The organism is Arenicella chitinivorans (assembly GCF_014651515.1).
In the GTDB taxonomy this organism is placed as follows: Bacteria; Pseudomonadota; Gammaproteobacteria; order Arenicellales; family Arenicellaceae; genus Arenicella; species Arenicella chitinivorans.
Window position 1 is genome coordinate 200,511 of the sequence record NZ_BMXA01000004.1, and the last position, 18,043, is coordinate 218,553.

An 18,043-nucleotide genomic window follows, 5' to 3' on the forward strand; every position below is an offset into this window, starting at 1 on the left:
GCTGCCAGGTTGTCATTGCAGTAAACTCATCTAGTTAAGCTCACGGAGTCACGCCATGCAACGTTTTTTGATTCAACTCAGCCTAGCTCTACTTGGTTACTTGAGCAGTCAGTCGGCACTCGCTCAAGTCAAGTCGCTGGTTTGGCCAGATAACAAAAAGGCGGCGCTCGCTCTCACCTATGACGACGCTTTGAAGACGCATTTAGACCATGTGCTACCGGCATTGGACGCAGCCGGTTTGCGTGGTACCTTTTATCTGACGATTGAATCTCCGTTCTTTATGCGCCATATACCGCGCTGGAAAACCGCTGCCGATGTCGGTCATGAACTTGGTAACCACTCGTTGGTTCACCCTTGTCTAGGGCCAAGCGTGTTTCCAGAACGGGATTGGGTTTCACAATCAAGCGATCTAACGCAATACAGCGTTGAACGTGTCATTCGTGAGCTACGCCTGAGCAATGAAATTCTCCACAGCGTGGATGGTTTGGAACAACGGACGTTTGCTTTTCCTTGCGGCGATACGAAAACCAGAGACGGTGATTTCGCCGATGCCATACAACCATTATTCATAGCGGCTCGGCTTGGTGGGACAGGGTTCACCGATCTCGAGGCCCGCCGATACCGCTTGCCATCGCTGCCAGCTGAAACGTTAACCGGTGAACAATTAATTGCGTATGTTCAGCAGGTTGTGTCAGTCGGAGGTTTTGGCAGTATCACTTTTCATGGGGTTGGCGGGGACTATTTATCGGTCAGCAACGATGCACATCAACAGTTACTCGATTACTTGAAAGACAATGAAGCAGTTATCTGGGTCGATACCTTGCGCGCGATTGCTAACCACCTTTATTCCGGCACCAAGCCGGTGCGCAATCGAAACTAGTTTGGTCGCGCCTGACCAAGGTCGCGTAATGCCGCTTGGGTAGCTTCCTCGGGTGTTACAAAGCTACGCTGGCGAAGACCAGCCACTTCTGCCCCATAGTTTGCAGCATTCTGATCAAGTAACGATCTGGCTTGCTGGTATTGTTGGTATCGACGATTAAATTCCTGCTGTTGCTGACGACTGCGAATAACGTGGTCGGCCTGCGATTGAGTATACCCCTGTTCGACCAATTGCTGATGCAATTGACTATCGTCGATGTCGGAGTTGATGTGTTGACGGCGGACTCGTTCTAATTGTGCTTGTGCACGTTCTTGGCGGACCTCGTTGGCGAGTTCGGGCGGTAAACTCGCGATCAGGGATTCGACCCGCTGAGTTTTTTCGACGTCAGTCAGATCCGGTATTGCACCCAGTTCCAAGCTACTAAGCGTAAATTCTGCGTATGTGTCCTCGAGCCCAAAGAGGGCTTGATTTGCGGCGGATGAAAACCGCTGCGCGCGCGCCTGCCTCAACTGCTGATAACTTTCGCGCAATAGCGACAAGGTCGCTTTATCGGTCAGGGATTCCCCATTGATCGGCACTTGCTGTATCGCGTACTCAAAACGTTTGTATTCTAGGTAGTCGCGCAAGAGATCTAATGCCTGTTGATTCGCTGGGGCAGGGAGATAACCGCTGGCGTAGCGAATTATTTCGTCCACGGCGGCTTCGATGCCAACCTCGTCGGCCGTACTTAGAAAGTAGTCGAAAAAGTCCCGCACACCTATCGACAAGATCAATTCACCGTTTTTGTCCGCTTGCAGCGCGCCATCAATGTTCGTTCCGCGTAATGATTCGGATATCGGTACCTGATCGTGTTCATTCGGGGTTGAAAAATGCACCTCAGAGTAAACCGGGTTGCGTAGCGGATTTTCAACGATTTGCCGGATTGGCATCGAGGTCTGAATCAAAGGTGCTCGCACGGTCTGTTGTAAATCCGTATTTACCGTGACGGGTGGCTTGAGGTTTGAATAAAATAATAGCAACAACGCACAAACTAGCGCTGTTGCTGTTATAAATCGAGTTTGCTTGTTAATCACTGCTCATTCTTCAGCTTTTTATTAAGGAGGGTTTAAACGCCTTTATTACGAAGACGATTTGCATGCGCGCGATACAGTGACACGGGGTTTGTCCAACCACGAATACCAAAAAGATGGTTTATCGCATCTAAATGATTCAAGCTGTAACTGGTGCTAATCACCGAGCCGAGGCGGGCTGAACAGACACTGACTAAGCCGTCATTTTTCTCCCAGCCGAACGCCAAACCTGTGGTCGCCAAGAATGGGTCACTGAGATCAAAGATATTGGTGTAAGCTCCGTCACCACTCCAAGAAAACATCTTTATATTGTGACCATTGATATTCACATTTTCATTCATCGACTGGCAGTTTGGGTCGATGCCTTTTTCATCTAACACCTGGTTCAGCGCCAATGAACCGTTGGTGCTCAATGTCATGGCACTAGCAATCGAGTCCTGTTCGTTATTCGCGCCTGAGACCAGATTGATCACACCGCCGAACGCATCCAAAATACTGCCGACGACCGAACGTGACACACCTTCAGGGACAATTCCAAGTAGTACGTCCGCGACTTTAGAACCTCGGTTTACCCCATTAACAGAGGTTACTGACGCTACGCGATGGGGTACCAACGCAGCGGCTACACGCGACGTCGGCGCGCCCTGACTGTGACCGACCAAATTAAATTTACCTTCAGGTAAACTGTTCAGATAGTTCGCCAGTTGCTGACCTCGTTCTTCCGACGAGTTAAATGCGGATACCGATGGCACATACACCTTGGCGCCAGAACGACGCAAGTTGTAAGGAACCGTGTGGAAATAGCCAATTAGACCACCAACACTATCAAAGCCTGATAGACCGTGCACCAGCACGATTGGGTATTTGGTCTGTGTGTATCCTGCGGCGAACGCATTACTGGCAATGCAACACAGCGCCACCAGTAAGCAGTTTCTTATTATTTTTTTCATGAGTTACTCCAAAACTTGTTTTTCAGAATTCATTCATCCTGTAAGTCCTGATAGTTGTGTACGTCGAATCGTGGCGTGCAGATCGCCAAAAAAAGCAGGTCAGTGTTCTCTAGATTTTTTATGCGTTGCGGCGTTCCATTTGGGATCACCACGACATCTCCTTCCGCAACACGCCAAGTTCTCGGCCCCACTGTGACGTCAGCGACACCCTGCAAGAGCACATAGCGCTCTTCGGTATCACACAAACTGTGGAGTCGTGTGCTTTGATGTGGCTCAACACGCACTCGTGCCACGGACATAGCAGCATCGTTTGGTGAGTTGTGCCACTCTTCGATATAACAGCCTTCTTTAAAATAGTATTCGCTGGGACGCATACAAACTACGCAGGATGGCGCCCTGAGAGACTCAAGGCGCCATTGTGGTTTAGTTGTTCAGTGTGTCGTAGACATTGGCTGACATACTCTTATTGCTACCGTTTTTTACCACGCGCACGTTGTACCACCAGCTCCACCACGTTTTGCCAGTTTTAGTCGCGAAATCTATGTTTAGACCTTTGGTGGTGTTGTTTGTCACCGTCGTAAAGTCACCACTTCGCGCGTTAGTGATTGCTTCGCTGTGGGCGGTACTCTCGCCCATCAATACCGCGTAATGGTTATAAAACAGTGAGCTGGGGCCATTCGCTGAACGCACTTGACCATTCACCCGGACTGAACGACTGCAAGAATCATAAGACGAATTGCTACTCGCCCCACACGCACTGTGCATTGGCACGACACTGTCATCGCTGCCTTTAATAAATGCTTTGGTGGCACCTAGGTATTCCGTTCCTTCCCCAACAAAGCGTAAACGCGGCACGGCATTGTTGCTGCGCGCGATATTGCGGGCCGCCGCCGGTCTTAGGTCATGCAATACACCGATCGTAGACGGCGTTGGCGTGAAACCCATAAACAGTTCAACTGCGGCTTTCTGCACCGCATTAATAATGCCACTGCCGTTCGCGACATTCACCGCCACGTCGGCCAACTCAGTTCCTCCACCTGCACCAGCAAAGTCCAATACCGCGATCACTTTGAAATCAGCCGGGTTAACGCCCCATTGCCCCAATCGGGTGAGCGCATCACGCAGTACCAAGTCTCCGGTGGAGTGCGTAACAAACACGCAGCCGGCGGCACAAGTACGACTGGCTTCCAAGCTTTTGATTTGCGTTCGAACTGTGTCTTTTATTTGTCCCGAAATTCGACCAGTTGATGGCCAATATAGCGTCTTTTCCGCACGTGAACGCCAATAATCCTGCCAGTAATTACTGCCATTAATTTGCTGCTGATTGGCATCCGGCCGGTCGGCTAAATCCGCTGGTTGGAAGCCGTGTACTAACACGACATTCTTACCATTAAGTTTGGCTTGTGCTCCGACACTGAAACACAGCGCCGCGAGTAGGATAAGCACTCTGGTTTTCATGATTTTTCCTCTGGTGATCGTACTGCTTTGTTGATTTTGATACGTCACGCTCTAGGGCGTTTTGACGAGCTTCATTCTTATTTTGGAACCAACATCACAACTGTTCCGGTACTACCTCATTTACATAACCTCCGCTTGTTAATCTTCATTTTCTTCTCGACCAACGCCAAGATTACGTAAAAATTCCAGACGCTCAGCAGCCAGTTCATCTTGATACGCTACATCGTCATATTCACTGAAAGGGAAACCTTGAATTTGAAACTGAGGTTGCACCTGGTTAGCAGGGACATCGAACTGTTCTCCGCTCTCTGCCCCTCGATACGTTTTGATACTGCGCACCACATATGGTCCCTCTGAGCCCATCGCCTTCAAGGCATGAGAATGTGCTTTAAGTATCAATATGCCATTGCCTTGTGGCATACGACCTTCACCTTGGAGTTGTATCAATGGTTGACCTGTTTGGGCATCCTCTAAAATAGCTGATACAAAGTAATAGCCTGGACTGAAGACAGCGTATTGCAAGGCAATCAATAGGTTTTCTGCTTCAGGCCGCACGTAAGCGATGCCAACCATGGTTGCCGACGCTTCGGCGTAGCGCAACGGTACGGTAGTAAATAGTTTATCGCCGCCGATTTCGACTTCTATTTGGACCATCAGCTCCGTGGTTAACACGCCGGGTGGGATCACATTTGTTTCAAACGCCGCTACAAAGCTGTTAAGACGCTCATCGGTTGGCGCCATTTTGGTAGTAAATGGCGTTGGACTCTGTTGATTAGCCAGCGTGGCGGTTGCTTCAATATAGGTGTCACTCGGCGCGCCCGATACCATTAGTCGAACATTGATCGTGTCTCCCTTGAAATATTGATAACGTTCAACTGCGGCAGCTAGGCGGATCGGTTCTGCCAAGCCGTCTAACGGATACGGGAGATCCACTTCAGTCTCTTTAAATGGTGCGGGCTGCTGCACCGACTCGGGGTTCCTTATGGGTTGCGAATAGTGTGGATATTGACTCGCCTCTTCATACAGATCCGCCACTTGCAGCATCTGTGCCTTAATCGCTTCATCCTGATATGGATCTTGCAAAATCGCACTGTCATCAACGGGTTGCTTTGGCTGCTTAGCCATAACGTGAAAAGCAGGTTGTATCGGTTTAGGCGGCGCAGGCTTGGTCTCGGCCTGCTGGTCAAGAGTTACCGTATCTTGGTTAAAAAAATACGACCACAGTAAGACGCCAACGATACTGACTAACCCCAGCGCGATAAGCCCCCAACGCCATTTAGACATGGCGTTGATCCACTACAGGTTGTAATACAGAAAGTTGTAGGAGCACTCTCTTCATCTACCTTCGTTGGTAATAGTTAGCAAAAACAACAAGCGAGTAGGGCACAACGACATTCCCCTTAGAACGACGCTATTATTACCAAATGGATAGGTTAAAACCAGACCAAATGTCCAGTAGAAAGGAATATCTAGTATTATTTTTAGTTATATCACCAATTTTACTGCATCGATGGATTACGCGGCTTATTTAGACGCAAGTCAAACGTCTGCTTAGGTTCACACGATTTATGTAGAATTGAAACGTCCTGGTTATCGCCTAACCCTCCCGACGACAGCATTGGGATAATTTTAGCGCCGCATCGCCGTTGACCGTCAATAGTGGCCATAAAAACTCCCGTATCATTTGGTAACATATCGCGGGTTAGTTGTTTCGGGGAATCATCTTTTTCGAATTCCGTCTCGAATGTATTTGAAAAACGGGCCACGGCGTTTGGGTTCTGATCTCCGTGTAGGTGTGAATCCGTTTCAATAAATTGTCTTACGGCACTGAGCGATACCCTTGATTCTTGGTTTTCCGTCGCTTTGGCAGTAATCACATCGGCCGGGGACACACGCGCATCGGCTGACTGTTCCGGTACTGGAGTCGGGCTTACTTGTTCGGGCATAACCTCCTGAGAGAGAGGTTCAGGCTTAACAACTTCTTCTACTATCTGAGGTTTGGGCTCTTGATATAGGGTGACCGACAATGGCGTTTTTGGGCTCGCTCGCCCACTGCTCTGTATCTCCAGCGAGAAAAAGATCAAACCATGACACGCTAGCGCTGCCAGCACGCACCACGCAAGGTTAGGTGATCGAGTGAAAAACAGACTGGTGGCTTGTTGCTGCATTGTCGCAGTTTACTCAAGCCTTTGGTTTACCAGCGGATCGTGTTGAATTGGTAATCCAGACTCAATGGGCATCGGTCATGGCGCTTACTTACCAATACAAAATCCAGCGAAAATCTCACCGAGCAGATCATCTGCAGTAAATTCTCCGGTGATACTGTTTAATGCGTTCTGTGCTTGCAGTAACTCATCAGCAAGTAGTTCACCTGCGCGGTAAACGCGCAGTTGTTCCAACCCGCGATCCACAGCAGCTTGCGCTTGTTCAAGGGCGGTAATATGACGACGACGCGCTGTGTACAGCGTTTCTCCACCCTGACTAAAACCAGCCAGCTCTTTAATGTGTGCTTTTAGTTCATCAATACCCGCACCAGTTTTAGCGGAAACATAGACACTATCCACACCATTTTTTATCGACAGTGGATCGGGTAACAAATCGATTTTGTTTATCACCGTCGACTGACTCGCGTGTGATATCGCCACTATATTATTTGAGACATCCTGGGCATCTACCACCAATAGTACGTGATCGGCCTCATCGATTGCCTGATGTGCTCGTTGTACACCAATTTGTTCAACTTGGTCTTCGCTCTCGCGCAACCCGGCCGTATCAATAATATGCACCGGCAAGCCATCAATACTAATGGTCTCTCGAATCACATCTCGTGTGGTGCCTGGGATATCCGTAACAATCGCCGCATCGTGACCTGATAACGCATTCAATAGGCTCGATTTACCAGCATTCGGTTTGCCGGCTATCACTAGACGTAAGCCATTACGAAGTACTGCGCCTTGCCCAGCTTGATACAAAGTTGTGCGCAAATCAGTTTGCAATGCTTCAATCGCTGATTGGACCTTTGCATCCGCCAAAAAATCAATTTCTTCATCAGGGAAGTCAATGGCCGCTTCCACATACATTCTTAGATGAACTAGACGTTCTAATAACGCGTGGACTTTGGCAGAAAACTCGCCTTGCAATGACCGCATCGCACCCTTGGCCGCTTCAGCAGTGCTGCTATCAATCAGGTCAGCGATGGCCTCGGCTTGCGCTAGATCGAGTTTGTCATTATGGAAAGCGCGCTCCGAGAATTCTCCTGGTTTCGCTTGACGAGCACCGAGTCGAATAATCGTGGCCAGCAATAAATCCTGTACAACCGGGCCACCATGTCCTTGAATTTCAACAACGTTTTCGCCAGTAAACGATTTGGGCCCGGCAAAAAAGAGCGCTATGCCGCTGTCGAGTGTTGCTTGAGTTTCATCTTTGAACTCCGCGTAAATAGCTTTGCGCGCGATGAGCTTTTTGTCGCAAAGCCGTTCACCAATCTCGAGTGCGTCTGGGCCGGAGATCCGTATCACGCCCACGCCACCGCGGCCAGGTGGCGTGGCGATTGCTGCTATCGTATCAGTGGTAGCCAAGCAAACACTCGCTGAACTAGTCGTTCTCTTGTTGTTTGTAGTTATACCATTGCTGCGCCATGGTCAGTAGGTTGTTCACCACCCAATACAACACCAATCCTTGCGGGAACGTCATGAACAAGAACGTCAACGCGAAAGGCATTATCATAAACACCTTCTTCTGGATGTCGTCCATCGGCGCTGGGTTTAGCTTTTGCATAAAGAACATCGACAAACCCATCAACACAGGCAGAACATAATATGGGTCCTTAGCCGAGAGATCTTGCCACCAAAGTGCGAACGGTGCATGACGCATTTCGACGCTCTCTAGTAATACCCAATACAAGGCGATAAAGACGGGTATCTGGATCAACATCGGCAAACAACCGCCAGCGGGGTTCACCTTTTCTTTCTTGTACAACGCCATCATTTCCATTTGAAACTTTTGGCGGTCGTCTTTGTAGCGTTCTTTAAGCGTTTGAAGGCGTGGTTGTAATTTACGCATTTTCCCCATCGACCGATAGCTCGCCGCTGACAATGGATAAAACAATGCTTTAATCACAATGGTGAGCAAGATAATCGCCCAACCCCAGTTGCCGACCAGTTTGTGTAACCAGCTTAACGCGATGAACAATGGGTTTGCGATAGGGGTCAACATGCCGTAATCCACGCTCAAGGCCAAGCCGTCGACACCGTCTTGTTCCAGTTGTTTAAGACGTGCCTGCTCCTTGCTACCGAGATACACCTGAGTACTGAGTCGACCAGTTTCACCTGGTAACACGCTGGTGGCTACCGTATCCATAAAGCCCACACGATACTGGATAGGCGCTGTCACGCCCTTAGAACTGTAGAATTTCTTTACACCACTATTTGGTATCCATGCACCAACAAAATAATGTTGTAACATACCAACCCAGCCATTATCGGTTTCCACCTGCAGCCCCGTCTTACCGTCGACCGGTTTTTGCTGCAAGTCATCGAGCTCGTCAAAATCGATTTTTTCGTATTTTTCTGCTTCAGTATAAATTGCCGCTCCCGTGTAACTCGGTAGTTGACCGAATCCACCGCCAGTGTCTTCCGGAATTGAACGGCTGAACTGAGCGTATTGATAGCCTTGCCATTCCGTATTGGACTTGTTTTGTACGTCATAGCTGATATCCACCACGTAGCTGTCACGCTTAAAACGAAACGTTTTAACAAACTCGATACCCGCTTCGTTTGTATAACTCAGCGGCACGCTCACTTCGTCTTGCTCTGCTAACACGTAAGTAGCTTGATAAGACTGGTATTGCGTTTGATGGCTCGGCGCACCTTGATTAGAGATCAAGCCGTCCTGTGTAACAAACACCTCGGCCGCCGTTTTTTTCAATAAAGGATACCCTTGCTCAGGTTTATCCAACGCCACCGGTTCTTCGCGCAACTCCAATCGTTCGATCACGCCGCCCAAAGGGTTAATGTAGGCGACGACCATGTCGGTCTCGACTTTAACCAAGCTTGGGTTATCGACCGCATTCTTTAACTCAGGTACCGCAGGGGTTTGATTTGTCTCAGTCACGGTCGGTACGGCACCGGGATCTGTCTGGGTCGTAGCCGTGACAGCCGGTACCGCAGGTAGGCTCGTATCGGAGACAACCGCCTCATTCAATGGTTGTTGGTTCTCGGCAGAGAATTCAATCCATTTAAAATACAAAATGGCGCTGATAACTATCAGGCCAATCGTTAAAAAGTGTCGTTGGTTTTCCATTTATGTATCGCTTCGCGGTTGCGCTGGTACTTTTATATGGGGGCGTATTCTACCCTTAATAGCGTTCAGTTTAACTATTGAAGGTACGCAAATTTTGGCTTATTGCTTGTCTTTAAGGTCTTGTTCTAACGCAGAACCTGGAACTGGGTCTAATCCGTGGCCGCCCCAGGGATGGCAACGACTGATACGCTTGATCGCTAACCAGAGTCCTTTAAATGGGCCATGCAATGCTAAAGCCTGTTGCGCGTATTCTGAACAAGAGGGTACATAGCGGCATCGCGTACCTAGCAAGGGACTAATTGTCCAGTAATAGAGTTTGAAAATTGCCTGGAAAAAACGCGTCAACATCCGTAATTTACTGAATTTGTCGTCGATGCCAACGCTGCCAACCAAGAAGTTTACCCCAGAGTGCTTGTAAATCACTCCACCGCTCAAGTTGGCTCGCGTTAGCACAGGGTGGTTTGGCTGTAATCACCAGATCTACCGCCATCAAATCATGTTGGTTAATGCGGTAAAACTCCTTAATAAGTCGCTTAATCTGGTTTCTGCTTACCGCAGATTTTGATACTTTTTTAGACACGGTCACGCCGAGACGAGCCGTCGCTACGGAGGCTGGTCTGGCCACGACATTAAATGAGAACAAACGACTGTTACCCCATTGCTTGTTCTGATATACGTGGTGAAACTCAGCTGGTTTTTTCAACCGCTGAGTCGTTCCAAAGGAGAGGCTGGGTGTCGGACACATAACAGAATGCGCTATCAAGAACGTCGCTGTACTGAGCCTAATATTCGGCCTTTATACATATGACGGCCGGGGTAAAACTGACAATCAAAGGACAATCAAAGATAGTCGGCTTTTTTGATTACGGCAGGATAGTATTGAATTTGGCAGACTAAACTTACCTGACGCAGATCAAACACGACAGGTCAGGTAAGTTTTTCAGCACTTAACTGTATTAAACAGTTAAGGCTGCACGGCCTTTAGCGCGACGTGCATTGATAATGGCACGACCGCTTTTAGTCGCCATGCGGGCACGAAAGCCGTGAGTACGCTTACGCTTGATTTGGCTTGGTTGAAAAGTACGTTTCATTTTGAATAACCTTATATATAAAGAACCAGGTATTAATCTGGTGTTTTTAGCTAGCTTGCATTCGATTTAGCTGAATTGGATGCAGTTAATTAGGCTGCGTTCAGGCCACACCGAATGACGGGCAGCAAAGGTACTCACTTTATGTAGTTGAGTCAATACGATAAGACGATTCTCTCAACTATTTTATCGCGGCTTCCGGTGAATTATTATTGTGCTGTACCCAAGCACGGCGGTATATTTACCCGTTCCCCTTTTAAGCTGACAATGCTTAGCCGGTGACCATAATTGGTCAACCGCCAGAAAGGTCTCTACGGCACAAGGCGTGTTTTTTATCCAGGCATGCCTGCTTACGCTCTGAAACACCATCACAGATTTCGGTTAGTCACTATGCAAAATACGGTACTTTGGGAAAAGTGTCTAAAAAAACTCGAAGATGAAGTCGATCAACACGATTTTCATACCTGGGTTCGCCCACTGAATACTCGCGACACAGACAGTAGCTTTAAACTGTACGCTCCCAATCGTTTTATAAAAGATTGGCTAACCGATAATTTGCTGGATCAATTACAAGCGACTGCCAATCACGTCGGCGGCATGGATGTGCAGCTATCTGTTGTCCTGGATGACCATCGTGCCTCCATGGCACCGCCACCGACCGCGCCTGAAAACAACGGGGACGAACCGCTCGAAAGCAACCCTTTTGGCACCAATGTATTGAACAGCGCATTTACCTTTGAAAACCACATCGAAGGTAAATCAAATCAAATCGCTCGTGCCGCAACCAAGCAAGTCAGTGAAAATCCAGGTGTTGCATACAACCCTTTATTTATTTATGGCGGAGTAGGGCTGGGTAAAACACACTTGATGCACGCAGCTGGTAACCTGATTAAGCAAAAACGCCAGAATGCTCAGGTAGCGTATGTTCACTCTGAACGATTCGTAAGCGACATGGTAAAGTCAATTGAGACCAACACCATGAACAAGTTCAAAAGCTATTATCGCTCTTTGGACGCATTGTTAATCGATGATATCCAATTTTTTGCCGACAAAGATAAATCTCAAGAAGAATTTTTTCACACCTTTAACACACTGTTAGAAACCGGCGCGCAGATTATTTTAACGTCAGACAAGTTTCCAAAAGAGATTAATAATCTTCAAGAACGGTTAACCTCACGCTTTGAAAGTGGGTTGACGGTGCGTATTGATCCGCCTGAACTAGAAACCCGTGTCGCTATTTTGAAGAACAAAGCGCGTAAGAACAATATCGACCTGAACGACGACGTAGCATTCATGGTGGCAAAGAAGATTCGCTCTAACGTGCGTGAACTCGAAGGCGCCTTACACCGATTGGTTGCTAGCTCTCGATTTACTGGCCGCGAAATAGATCTCGATTTAGCAAAAGACACCTTGCAAGACCTTACGCTGTTTCAGGAACGCAAAATCTCGATCGAGAACATACAAAAGACTGTGGCTGAATTTTTCGGCATTCGCGTTTCTGACTTAAAATCAAAACGACGAAACCGACAAATTGCTCGTCCCCGCCAGGTTGCCATGGCACTGGCTAAAGAATTGACTAATATGAGCTTGCCCGACATTGGAGACGCGTTTGGCGGACGAGACCATACGACCGTCATTCATGCGTGTAAAAAGGTAGATGAATTGGTTAAAACTGATTCCAAGATCAATGAAGACTACAACAGTCTACAGAAGATTCTCTCGGTTTAGGTTAAAACAGCCACTATGCATCGATTAACAGCCTGTGGATAACTTCTGTATAAATACGGTATGATTCTTTGGTAACTTTTATCCACAATTCATTAACAACTTATCCCGTGGAATTTAGAATAATTATCAACAGCCAATTTCGATCTTAAGTTATTGAATTTAAAAGATAAAAACGATTTATTCTAGTTATAAACGGCACTAGTAATAACAGTAAATAATAAGATAAACACACATGAATATTAATATACAAAAGGAAACCTTGGAGGCTCCGCTCTCTCAGGTAATCGGTGTCGTGGAAAAACGCCAAACACTGCCTATCCTTGGCAACGTTTATCTGCAACTAAATGAAGGCGAACTTACTTTAGTTGGCTCTGACCTTGAAACAGAGATCACTACTCGTGTTAACGGTGTGAGTGGTGAGAACGGTAAAACAACAGTGTCGGCGCGAAAACTCTACGATATTTGTCGATCGTTACCAAAAGAGTCTCAACTGTCATTAGCGATTGAGTCTGATAACAAGATGGTAGTGAAAGCCGGCAAGAGTCGGTTTACGCTGCAAACATTGTCTGCTGAAGACTATCCTAGGTTAGAAGAAACACAATGGCGTCATGAGTTCTCTATTTCTCAAGCAAAGTTAAGTAATTTGTTAACGCGTACGTCGTTTTCTATGGCTCAGCAAGACGTACGTTATTTCCTGAATGGTTTATTGTTAGAGATTCACGATGACCATATTGTGTCTGTTGCCACCGATGGGCACCGATTAGCCAAAACACAAGTACAGGTCGATCCGCTCGGAATTGACATGGTACAAAGCATCGTACCGAGAAAGGCCGTACTCGAAATCGGTAAATTTCTGGACGCAGACAGTGATGAACCGGTCGCCGTAAAATTAAACGCAAGCCACATTTCTATTGCGTCAGGTAACTTTTTGTTTATTTCCAAACTTATTGATGGTCGATTTCCCGACTATGAAAAAGTTATTCCAGCTAATCTTGATAAGCACGTCATTATCTTAAGAGCAAACTTGATTGAAATACTGAGTCGCGCAGCGATCTTAAGTAACGAGAAATTTCGTGGCGTATCGTTAAAGGTTGAAAACAATATACTTGAAGTTCGTTCTCACAACCCTGATCAAGAACATGCAAAGGACGAGATGGAAGTTGAATACAGTGGACCGTCCATCGAAATTGGATTCAATGTTAACTACTTATTAGAAGCATTAAAGGCCTGTGAATCAGAAGGTATCGATTTGGGGTTGCTTGACCCTAATACCAGTTGCACATTTCATGCCGCTGACTCCGACGATACTTTGTACTTAATTATGCCGATGCGGCTTTAAGCGCTAGGTTCAATTATAGAAAACCGGCTTAGGCCGGTTTTTTTTGGTCTTCATTTCAACCCGCGTCCGTCCACAGGATGTTTCTTAATACTGGCTACGTTATTCACCTTTAGTGATCTAACCAGCGTGGTTGTTTATTCTGACTGTTCCATTCATTTACCTTGTTCATTCATTTATCACGCATTCATTTTGCCATTGTTCCACGTGGAACAATGGCAAGTGTTGGCCGCTGTTTATACGAAAACTGTGTGACAAACCTGTAGGTATAATTTTGGATGTTCCACGTGAAACATAACCCAATTTAGTTTCTAAGGTAGTTGTGGTAATTAATGCTTAAAACTAGCGTTTTTGGTATGATTAGGTGTTCGAAATTTGCCCTCAGATTAGATAAAAATAATGAGTTACGATTCCAGTAGTATTAAGGTTTTAAAAGGCTTAGACGCAGTTAGAAAGCGTCCTGGCATGTACATCGGTGACACAGACGATGGTACCGGTTTGCATCATATGGTCTTTGAGGTTGTTGATAACTCGATCGACGAAGCGTTGGCAGGTCACTGTACTGGCGTTAATGTCGTCATTAACCAAGATAACTCGATATCTGTTTGGGATGATGGCCGCGGTATTCCGGTTGGTATCATTGAGGAAGAGGGCAAGTCTGCAGCCGAAATCATCATGACTGTGTTGCATGCAGGTGGTAAGTTTGACTCCAATTCTTACAAGGTATCTGGTGGTCTACACGGTGTTGGTGTGTCCGTTGTTAATGCATTGTCAGACTGGCTGAAATTGGAGATAAACCGAGATGGCAAAAGCTATTTTCAGGAGTACCACCTCGGTGTGCCACAGGCGGATTTGGTCGAGGTTGGCGACAGCGAAAAAACCGGCACCAAGGTTACGTTTAAACCCAGTGCGACCATCTTTTCTATCACCGAGTACAGTTACGATATTCTGGCAAAACGTTTACGTGAGTTATCGTTTTTGAACTCTGGTGTACGTATTGAGCTATCTGACGAGCGTACGAAAAAGCACGAGGTGTTTCAGTATGAAGGCGGTATAGCAGCGTTTGTCGCTCATCTTAACAAAATGAAGTCACCATTAAACGAAGATATTATTCACGTTATTGGTGATCGAGATGGCGTCACGGTTGAAGTCGCATTACAGTGGAATGACTCGTATAAAGAAAATATATTTTGTTATACCAACAATATCCCGCAACGCGATGGCGGGACACACTTATCTGGTTTTAAGGGCGCCTTAACTCGGACATTGAATCAATACATCGACGATTCCGGTTTGGCAAAGAAAGAGAAGGTAACCGTTAGCGGCGATGATTCGCGCGAGGGTTTGACCGCAGTGCTGTCTGTTAAAGTTCCTGACCCAAAATTTTCATCACAAACCAAGGATAAACTCGTTTCATCCGAAGTTAAGGGTGTTGTTGAGTCAGTGATGAACGAGAAATTAGCGGAATTCTTGTTAGAAAACCCCGTTGACGCTAAACGTATCGCCGAAAAAATCGTGGATGCCGCTCGAGCTCGCGATGCCGCGCGTAAAGCGAGAGAGATGACTCGCCGAAAAGGTGCATTAGATTTAGGCGGTTTGCCTGGAAAACTGGCAGACTGCCAGGAAAAGGATCCGTCTCTTTCCGAAATTTATCTGGTGGAGGGCGACTCAGCGGGTGGTTCAGCTAAACAAGCACGTGACCGTTCTTTTCAGGCTATTTTACCTTTGAAAGGAAAGATCTTAAACGTAGAAAAAGCGCGCTTTGACAAGATGTTGACCTCTGATGAAATCACCATTTTGATCACTGCTTTGGGCACCGGTATAGGTGCTGAAGACTTTAGTATAGACAAGCTTCGTTATCACCGCATCATTATCATGACGGATGCTGACGTGGATGGATCACACATCCGAACACTGCTTTTGACATTTTTCTACCGTCAAATGTCTGAACTGATCGAGAAAGGGTACGTCTACATTGCTCAACCACCGTTGTACAAAATTGGTAAAGGCAAGTCACAACGATACGTTAAAGACGATAATGAGATGGAGCAGTATCTATTGGAACTTGCATTGAATAACGCAGAGATTATTAATAAAGACAACAGTAACTCTATCTCGGGTGAAGAGTTGGCTAAATTGTGCCGCGAATACCTAGATGTCGAAAAAACGATCGAACGTCTTAGCCGAGATTACGATCCGGTAGTGCTCAAAGCGCTTATCGACCAGTCTTTGGATGAAACAAGCTTGACCGAAGAGGCTGTAGCGACCATCCAGGAAAACCTGAATAAGGAAGGTTACGAGTCACCACATTACGAATTGTCCGTAATACGTAATGGCACAACCACATTAAGGATTAGTCGACGTTTGCATGGAATGACAACTGAACGAGAATTTAACGCAGCATTTTGGCAATCACCAGAATACACGTCGATCAAAGCCTTGGCTGACAAACTAGATGACAAGTTAGGTGATCACTTAGTGGTACGCCGTAAGGAATCAGAAATGGAATGCGCCGAATTTTCTGAAGCATTGGACTGGTTAATGAGTGTAGCGAAGAAGGGTCTAGATGTTCAGCGTTATAAAGGTCTTGGTGAGATGAATCCGGATCAACTTTGGGAAACAACAATGGATCCGAAGGTGCGACGCTTATTAAAGGTAGTGATCGAGGATGACGTTTCATCCGACGATACATTTACGATATTGATGGGTGATCAAGTGGAACCAAGGCGCGATTTCATCGAAAAAAACGCCTTCACAGTTAATAATTTGGATATTTAGATTTGTTATTTATATTCAATAACTTACGTCTAAAAAAAGCGCAATATATTAAAAATTTTGCGCTGTGTGGTGAATATAATTAAATTGTACGGGTTATGGGTCTACTTATGACCCAAAACTGGGATATTTTTTTAGGTCAAATCGTCAAAGTTTCCAGTGTGTAAACATGGAAACTCAGTGTAGCACTCGGGGAATTGAGAGCGTGAATCTCGGTATAGGAACGTGAAACTCGGCTGGTGAGTTTTTGCTCTCAACTTGGGTTGAGTGATCGTTTGATAGTGACTCGACTTCAATTAAAAAATATCGGCCTTCCATGGTGCCTATCTCCGTTTCCATCACGGCACTACTACTGTATTCGAAATAATCGCCTGGTAGGATGATCGGTTGTTTACCAACGACACCTTCTCCCAGTACTTCTTCTACTTTGCGATTAGAATCCGTAATGAGCCAGTGTCGACGAATTAGCTGGCAGGCGACAGAGCTATCATTCGTAATTTTAACGGTATACGAAAAGACAAAGCGTTTTAGCTGAGGATCTGATTGTGCCTCAATATAGCGGCTTGTCACCAACACAAAAATTTGTTTATTTGGATTACTAGTTTTTTGTGTACTGGTCATTATTATCTACAGATTAGCCGGTTGTTCGTATAGTTTGATGTTTTTATCGGGATTTTTCGGTAGTTTTGCCATGGTCAGTGAGCGACCCCATACGCAACCGGTGTCCAGCGCCAAATGATGTCGGGTGTTGACCAGACCAAGCGCCGACCAATGACCGAATATAACTCTATAAGAATCCAGGCTGGGGTTGTCAAATTCAAACCAAGCGACGCGGTTTTTACGACTTTTGCCGACATAGCCACTCTCGGTAAAATTTAGGTGGCCTTTGGGACTACAAAATCGCATTCGCGTGAGTGTATTGACCGTAAACCGGCGACGCTGTACCTTGCTTAGGTCGGGGTTCCAACGAGTAGGTTGGTTACTATACAGTCGCTTAAGTAATTTAACGCATTTATTGGGGTCACGGAAAACCTTCTCTACGTCGCGAGCGTGAGTCTGGGCTTGTTCGAGTGTCCACCATGGGTAAATACCAGCGTGACATAAGACAAATTTACGTTCGGGATTAACCACCAGTAAGGGACGAGTACGCAACCAATCACCTATTTCGTGTGCATCCGGTGCCGCTAATATTTTATGGAGTGTGTCTGTCGGGCGTGGAGAACGAACCCCGTACAACATCGAAAGCAAGTGTATATCATGGTTTCCGAGTACTGTAACACATTGATTTTCAAGACTTTTTAATAAACGAATTGTCTTAAGAGATTTATCACCACGGTTCACCATATCACCTACACAGAGCAGTGTGTCCTTACTGGTATCGAAGTTAACCTGTTCTAAGAGCCGAGCCAATGGGTCGTAACACCCTTGGATATCTCCAACTGCGTAATAGGCCATTA

General features: G+C 46.5%; 17 protein-coding genes. 4 read left to right on the top strand and 13 right to left on the bottom strand.

All coding sequences use genetic code 11. The annotated features are described in order from the left end of the window. The first annotated feature begins 55 nt into the window (after positions 1 to 55). The gene (locus tag IE055_RS12665; RefSeq protein WP_189401740.1) at positions 56 to 880 is read left to right on the top strand and encodes a polysaccharide deacetylase family protein; all 825 of its coding nucleotides are present in this window, start codon (positions 56 to 58) and stop codon (positions 878 to 880) included. Here IE055_RS12665 and IE055_RS12670 read toward each other — a convergent pair. The 11 genes from IE055_RS12670 to rpmH all read right to left on the bottom strand — a co-directional run bounded on the left by IE055_RS12670 (position 877) and on the right by rpmH (position 10,750). Beyond that, positions 877 to 1,836: a lipase secretion chaperone gene (locus IE055_RS12670; protein ID WP_189401742.1), complete on the bottom strand. Its 960-nt coding sequence runs from the start codon at positions 1,834 to 1,836 to the stop codon at positions 877 to 879. The genes IE055_RS12665 and IE055_RS12670 overlap by 4 nt on opposite strands. A 149-nt stretch (positions 1,837 to 1,985) precedes the next feature. Continuing rightward, positions 1,986 to 2,900: an esterase/lipase family protein gene (locus tag IE055_RS12675; RefSeq protein ID WP_189401744.1), complete on the bottom strand. Its 915-nt coding sequence runs from the start codon at positions 2,898 to 2,900 to the stop codon at positions 1,986 to 1,988. Positions 2,901 to 2,929: 29 nt separating this feature from the next. Next, positions 2,930 to 3,274, bottom strand: a complete 345-nt coding sequence (locus tag IE055_RS12680; protein ID WP_189401746.1) for a cupin domain-containing protein — start codon at positions 3,272 to 3,274, stop codon at positions 2,930 to 2,932. A 49-nt stretch (positions 3,275 to 3,323) separates the two neighbouring features. Then, positions 3,324 to 4,358: a hypothetical protein gene (locus tag IE055_RS12685; RefSeq protein WP_189401749.1), complete on the bottom strand. Its 1,035-nt coding sequence runs from the start codon at positions 4,356 to 4,358 to the stop codon at positions 3,324 to 3,326. Between the two features lie 138 nt (positions 4,359 to 4,496). After that, positions 4,497 to 5,642 (bottom strand): hypothetical protein, encoded by a 1,146-nt coding sequence (locus tag IE055_RS12690; RefSeq protein WP_189401752.1) that lies wholly within the window; start codon positions 5,640 to 5,642, stop codon positions 4,497 to 4,499. A 215-nt stretch (positions 5,643 to 5,857) separates the two neighbouring features. After that, positions 5,858 to 6,526, bottom strand: a complete 669-nt coding sequence (locus tag IE055_RS12695; protein WP_189401754.1) for a hypothetical protein — start codon at positions 6,524 to 6,526, stop codon at positions 5,858 to 5,860. Between the two features lie 84 nt (positions 6,527 to 6,610). Then, complete coding sequence (gene mnmE, locus IE055_RS12700; RefSeq protein WP_189401757.1) at positions 6,611 to 7,936, bottom strand: tRNA uridine-5-carboxymethylaminomethyl(34) synthesis GTPase MnmE; 1,326 nt, start codon at positions 7,934 to 7,936, stop codon at positions 6,611 to 6,613. Positions 7,937 to 7,952: 16 nt separating this feature from the next. After that, the gene (yidC, locus tag IE055_RS12705) at positions 7,953 to 9,659 is read right to left on the bottom strand and encodes a membrane protein insertase YidC (protein WP_189401760.1); all 1,707 of its coding nucleotides are present in this window, start codon (positions 9,657 to 9,659) and stop codon (positions 7,953 to 7,955) included. Positions 9,660 to 9,758: 99 nt separating this feature from the next. Beyond that, the gene (yidD, locus tag IE055_RS12710; RefSeq protein ID WP_189401763.1) at positions 9,759 to 10,007 is read right to left on the bottom strand and encodes a membrane protein insertion efficiency factor YidD; all 249 of its coding nucleotides are present in this window, start codon (positions 10,005 to 10,007) and stop codon (positions 9,759 to 9,761) included. Between the two features lie 7 nt (positions 10,008 to 10,014). After that, complete coding sequence (rnpA, locus tag IE055_RS12715; protein WP_373299214.1) at positions 10,015 to 10,404, bottom strand: ribonuclease P protein component; 390 nt, start codon at positions 10,402 to 10,404, stop codon at positions 10,015 to 10,017. A gap of 211 nt (positions 10,405 to 10,615) precedes the next feature. Further along, positions 10,616 to 10,750, bottom strand: coding sequence for a 50S ribosomal protein L34 (rpmH, locus tag IE055_RS12720; RefSeq protein WP_189401769.1), 135 nt, complete (start codon positions 10,748 to 10,750; stop codon positions 10,616 to 10,618). A gap of 387 nt (positions 10,751 to 11,137) precedes the next feature. Between rpmH and dnaA the strand changes: the two genes are divergently transcribed. The 3 genes from dnaA (at position 11,138) to gyrB (ending at position 16,589) form a co-directional block, all read left to right on the top strand. Beyond that, positions 11,138 to 12,475 carry a chromosomal replication initiator protein DnaA gene (gene dnaA, locus IE055_RS12725; RefSeq protein WP_189401772.1) on the top strand — a complete coding sequence of 446 codons (1,338 nt, stop codon included), beginning with the start codon at positions 11,138 to 11,140 and terminating at the stop codon, positions 12,473 to 12,475. Positions 12,476 to 12,707: 232 nt separating this feature from the next. Then, positions 12,708 to 13,814: a DNA polymerase III subunit beta gene (dnaN, locus tag IE055_RS12730; RefSeq protein ID WP_189401775.1), complete on the top strand. Its 1,107-nt coding sequence runs from the start codon at positions 12,708 to 12,710 to the stop codon at positions 13,812 to 13,814. A gap of 396 nt (positions 13,815 to 14,210) precedes the next feature. Then, entirely contained in the window at positions 14,211 to 16,589 is a 2,379-nt protein-coding gene (gene gyrB, locus IE055_RS12735; protein ID WP_189401778.1) for a DNA topoisomerase (ATP-hydrolyzing) subunit B, read from the top strand. Positions 16,590 to 16,763: 174 nt separating this feature from the next. Here the strand turns inward: gyrB and apaG are convergent, their stop codons facing one another. After that, positions 16,764 to 17,207, bottom strand: coding sequence for a Co2+/Mg2+ efflux facilitator ApaG/CorD (apaG, locus tag IE055_RS12740; protein WP_189401782.1), 444 nt, complete (start codon positions 17,205 to 17,207; stop codon positions 16,764 to 16,766). A gap of 6 nt (positions 17,208 to 17,213) precedes the next feature. Then, positions 17,214 to 18,041, bottom strand: a complete 828-nt coding sequence (locus tag IE055_RS12745; RefSeq protein ID WP_189401785.1) for a symmetrical bis(5'-nucleosyl)-tetraphosphatase — start codon at positions 18,039 to 18,041, stop codon at positions 17,214 to 17,216. Positions 18,042 to 18,043: the final 2 nt, after the last annotated feature.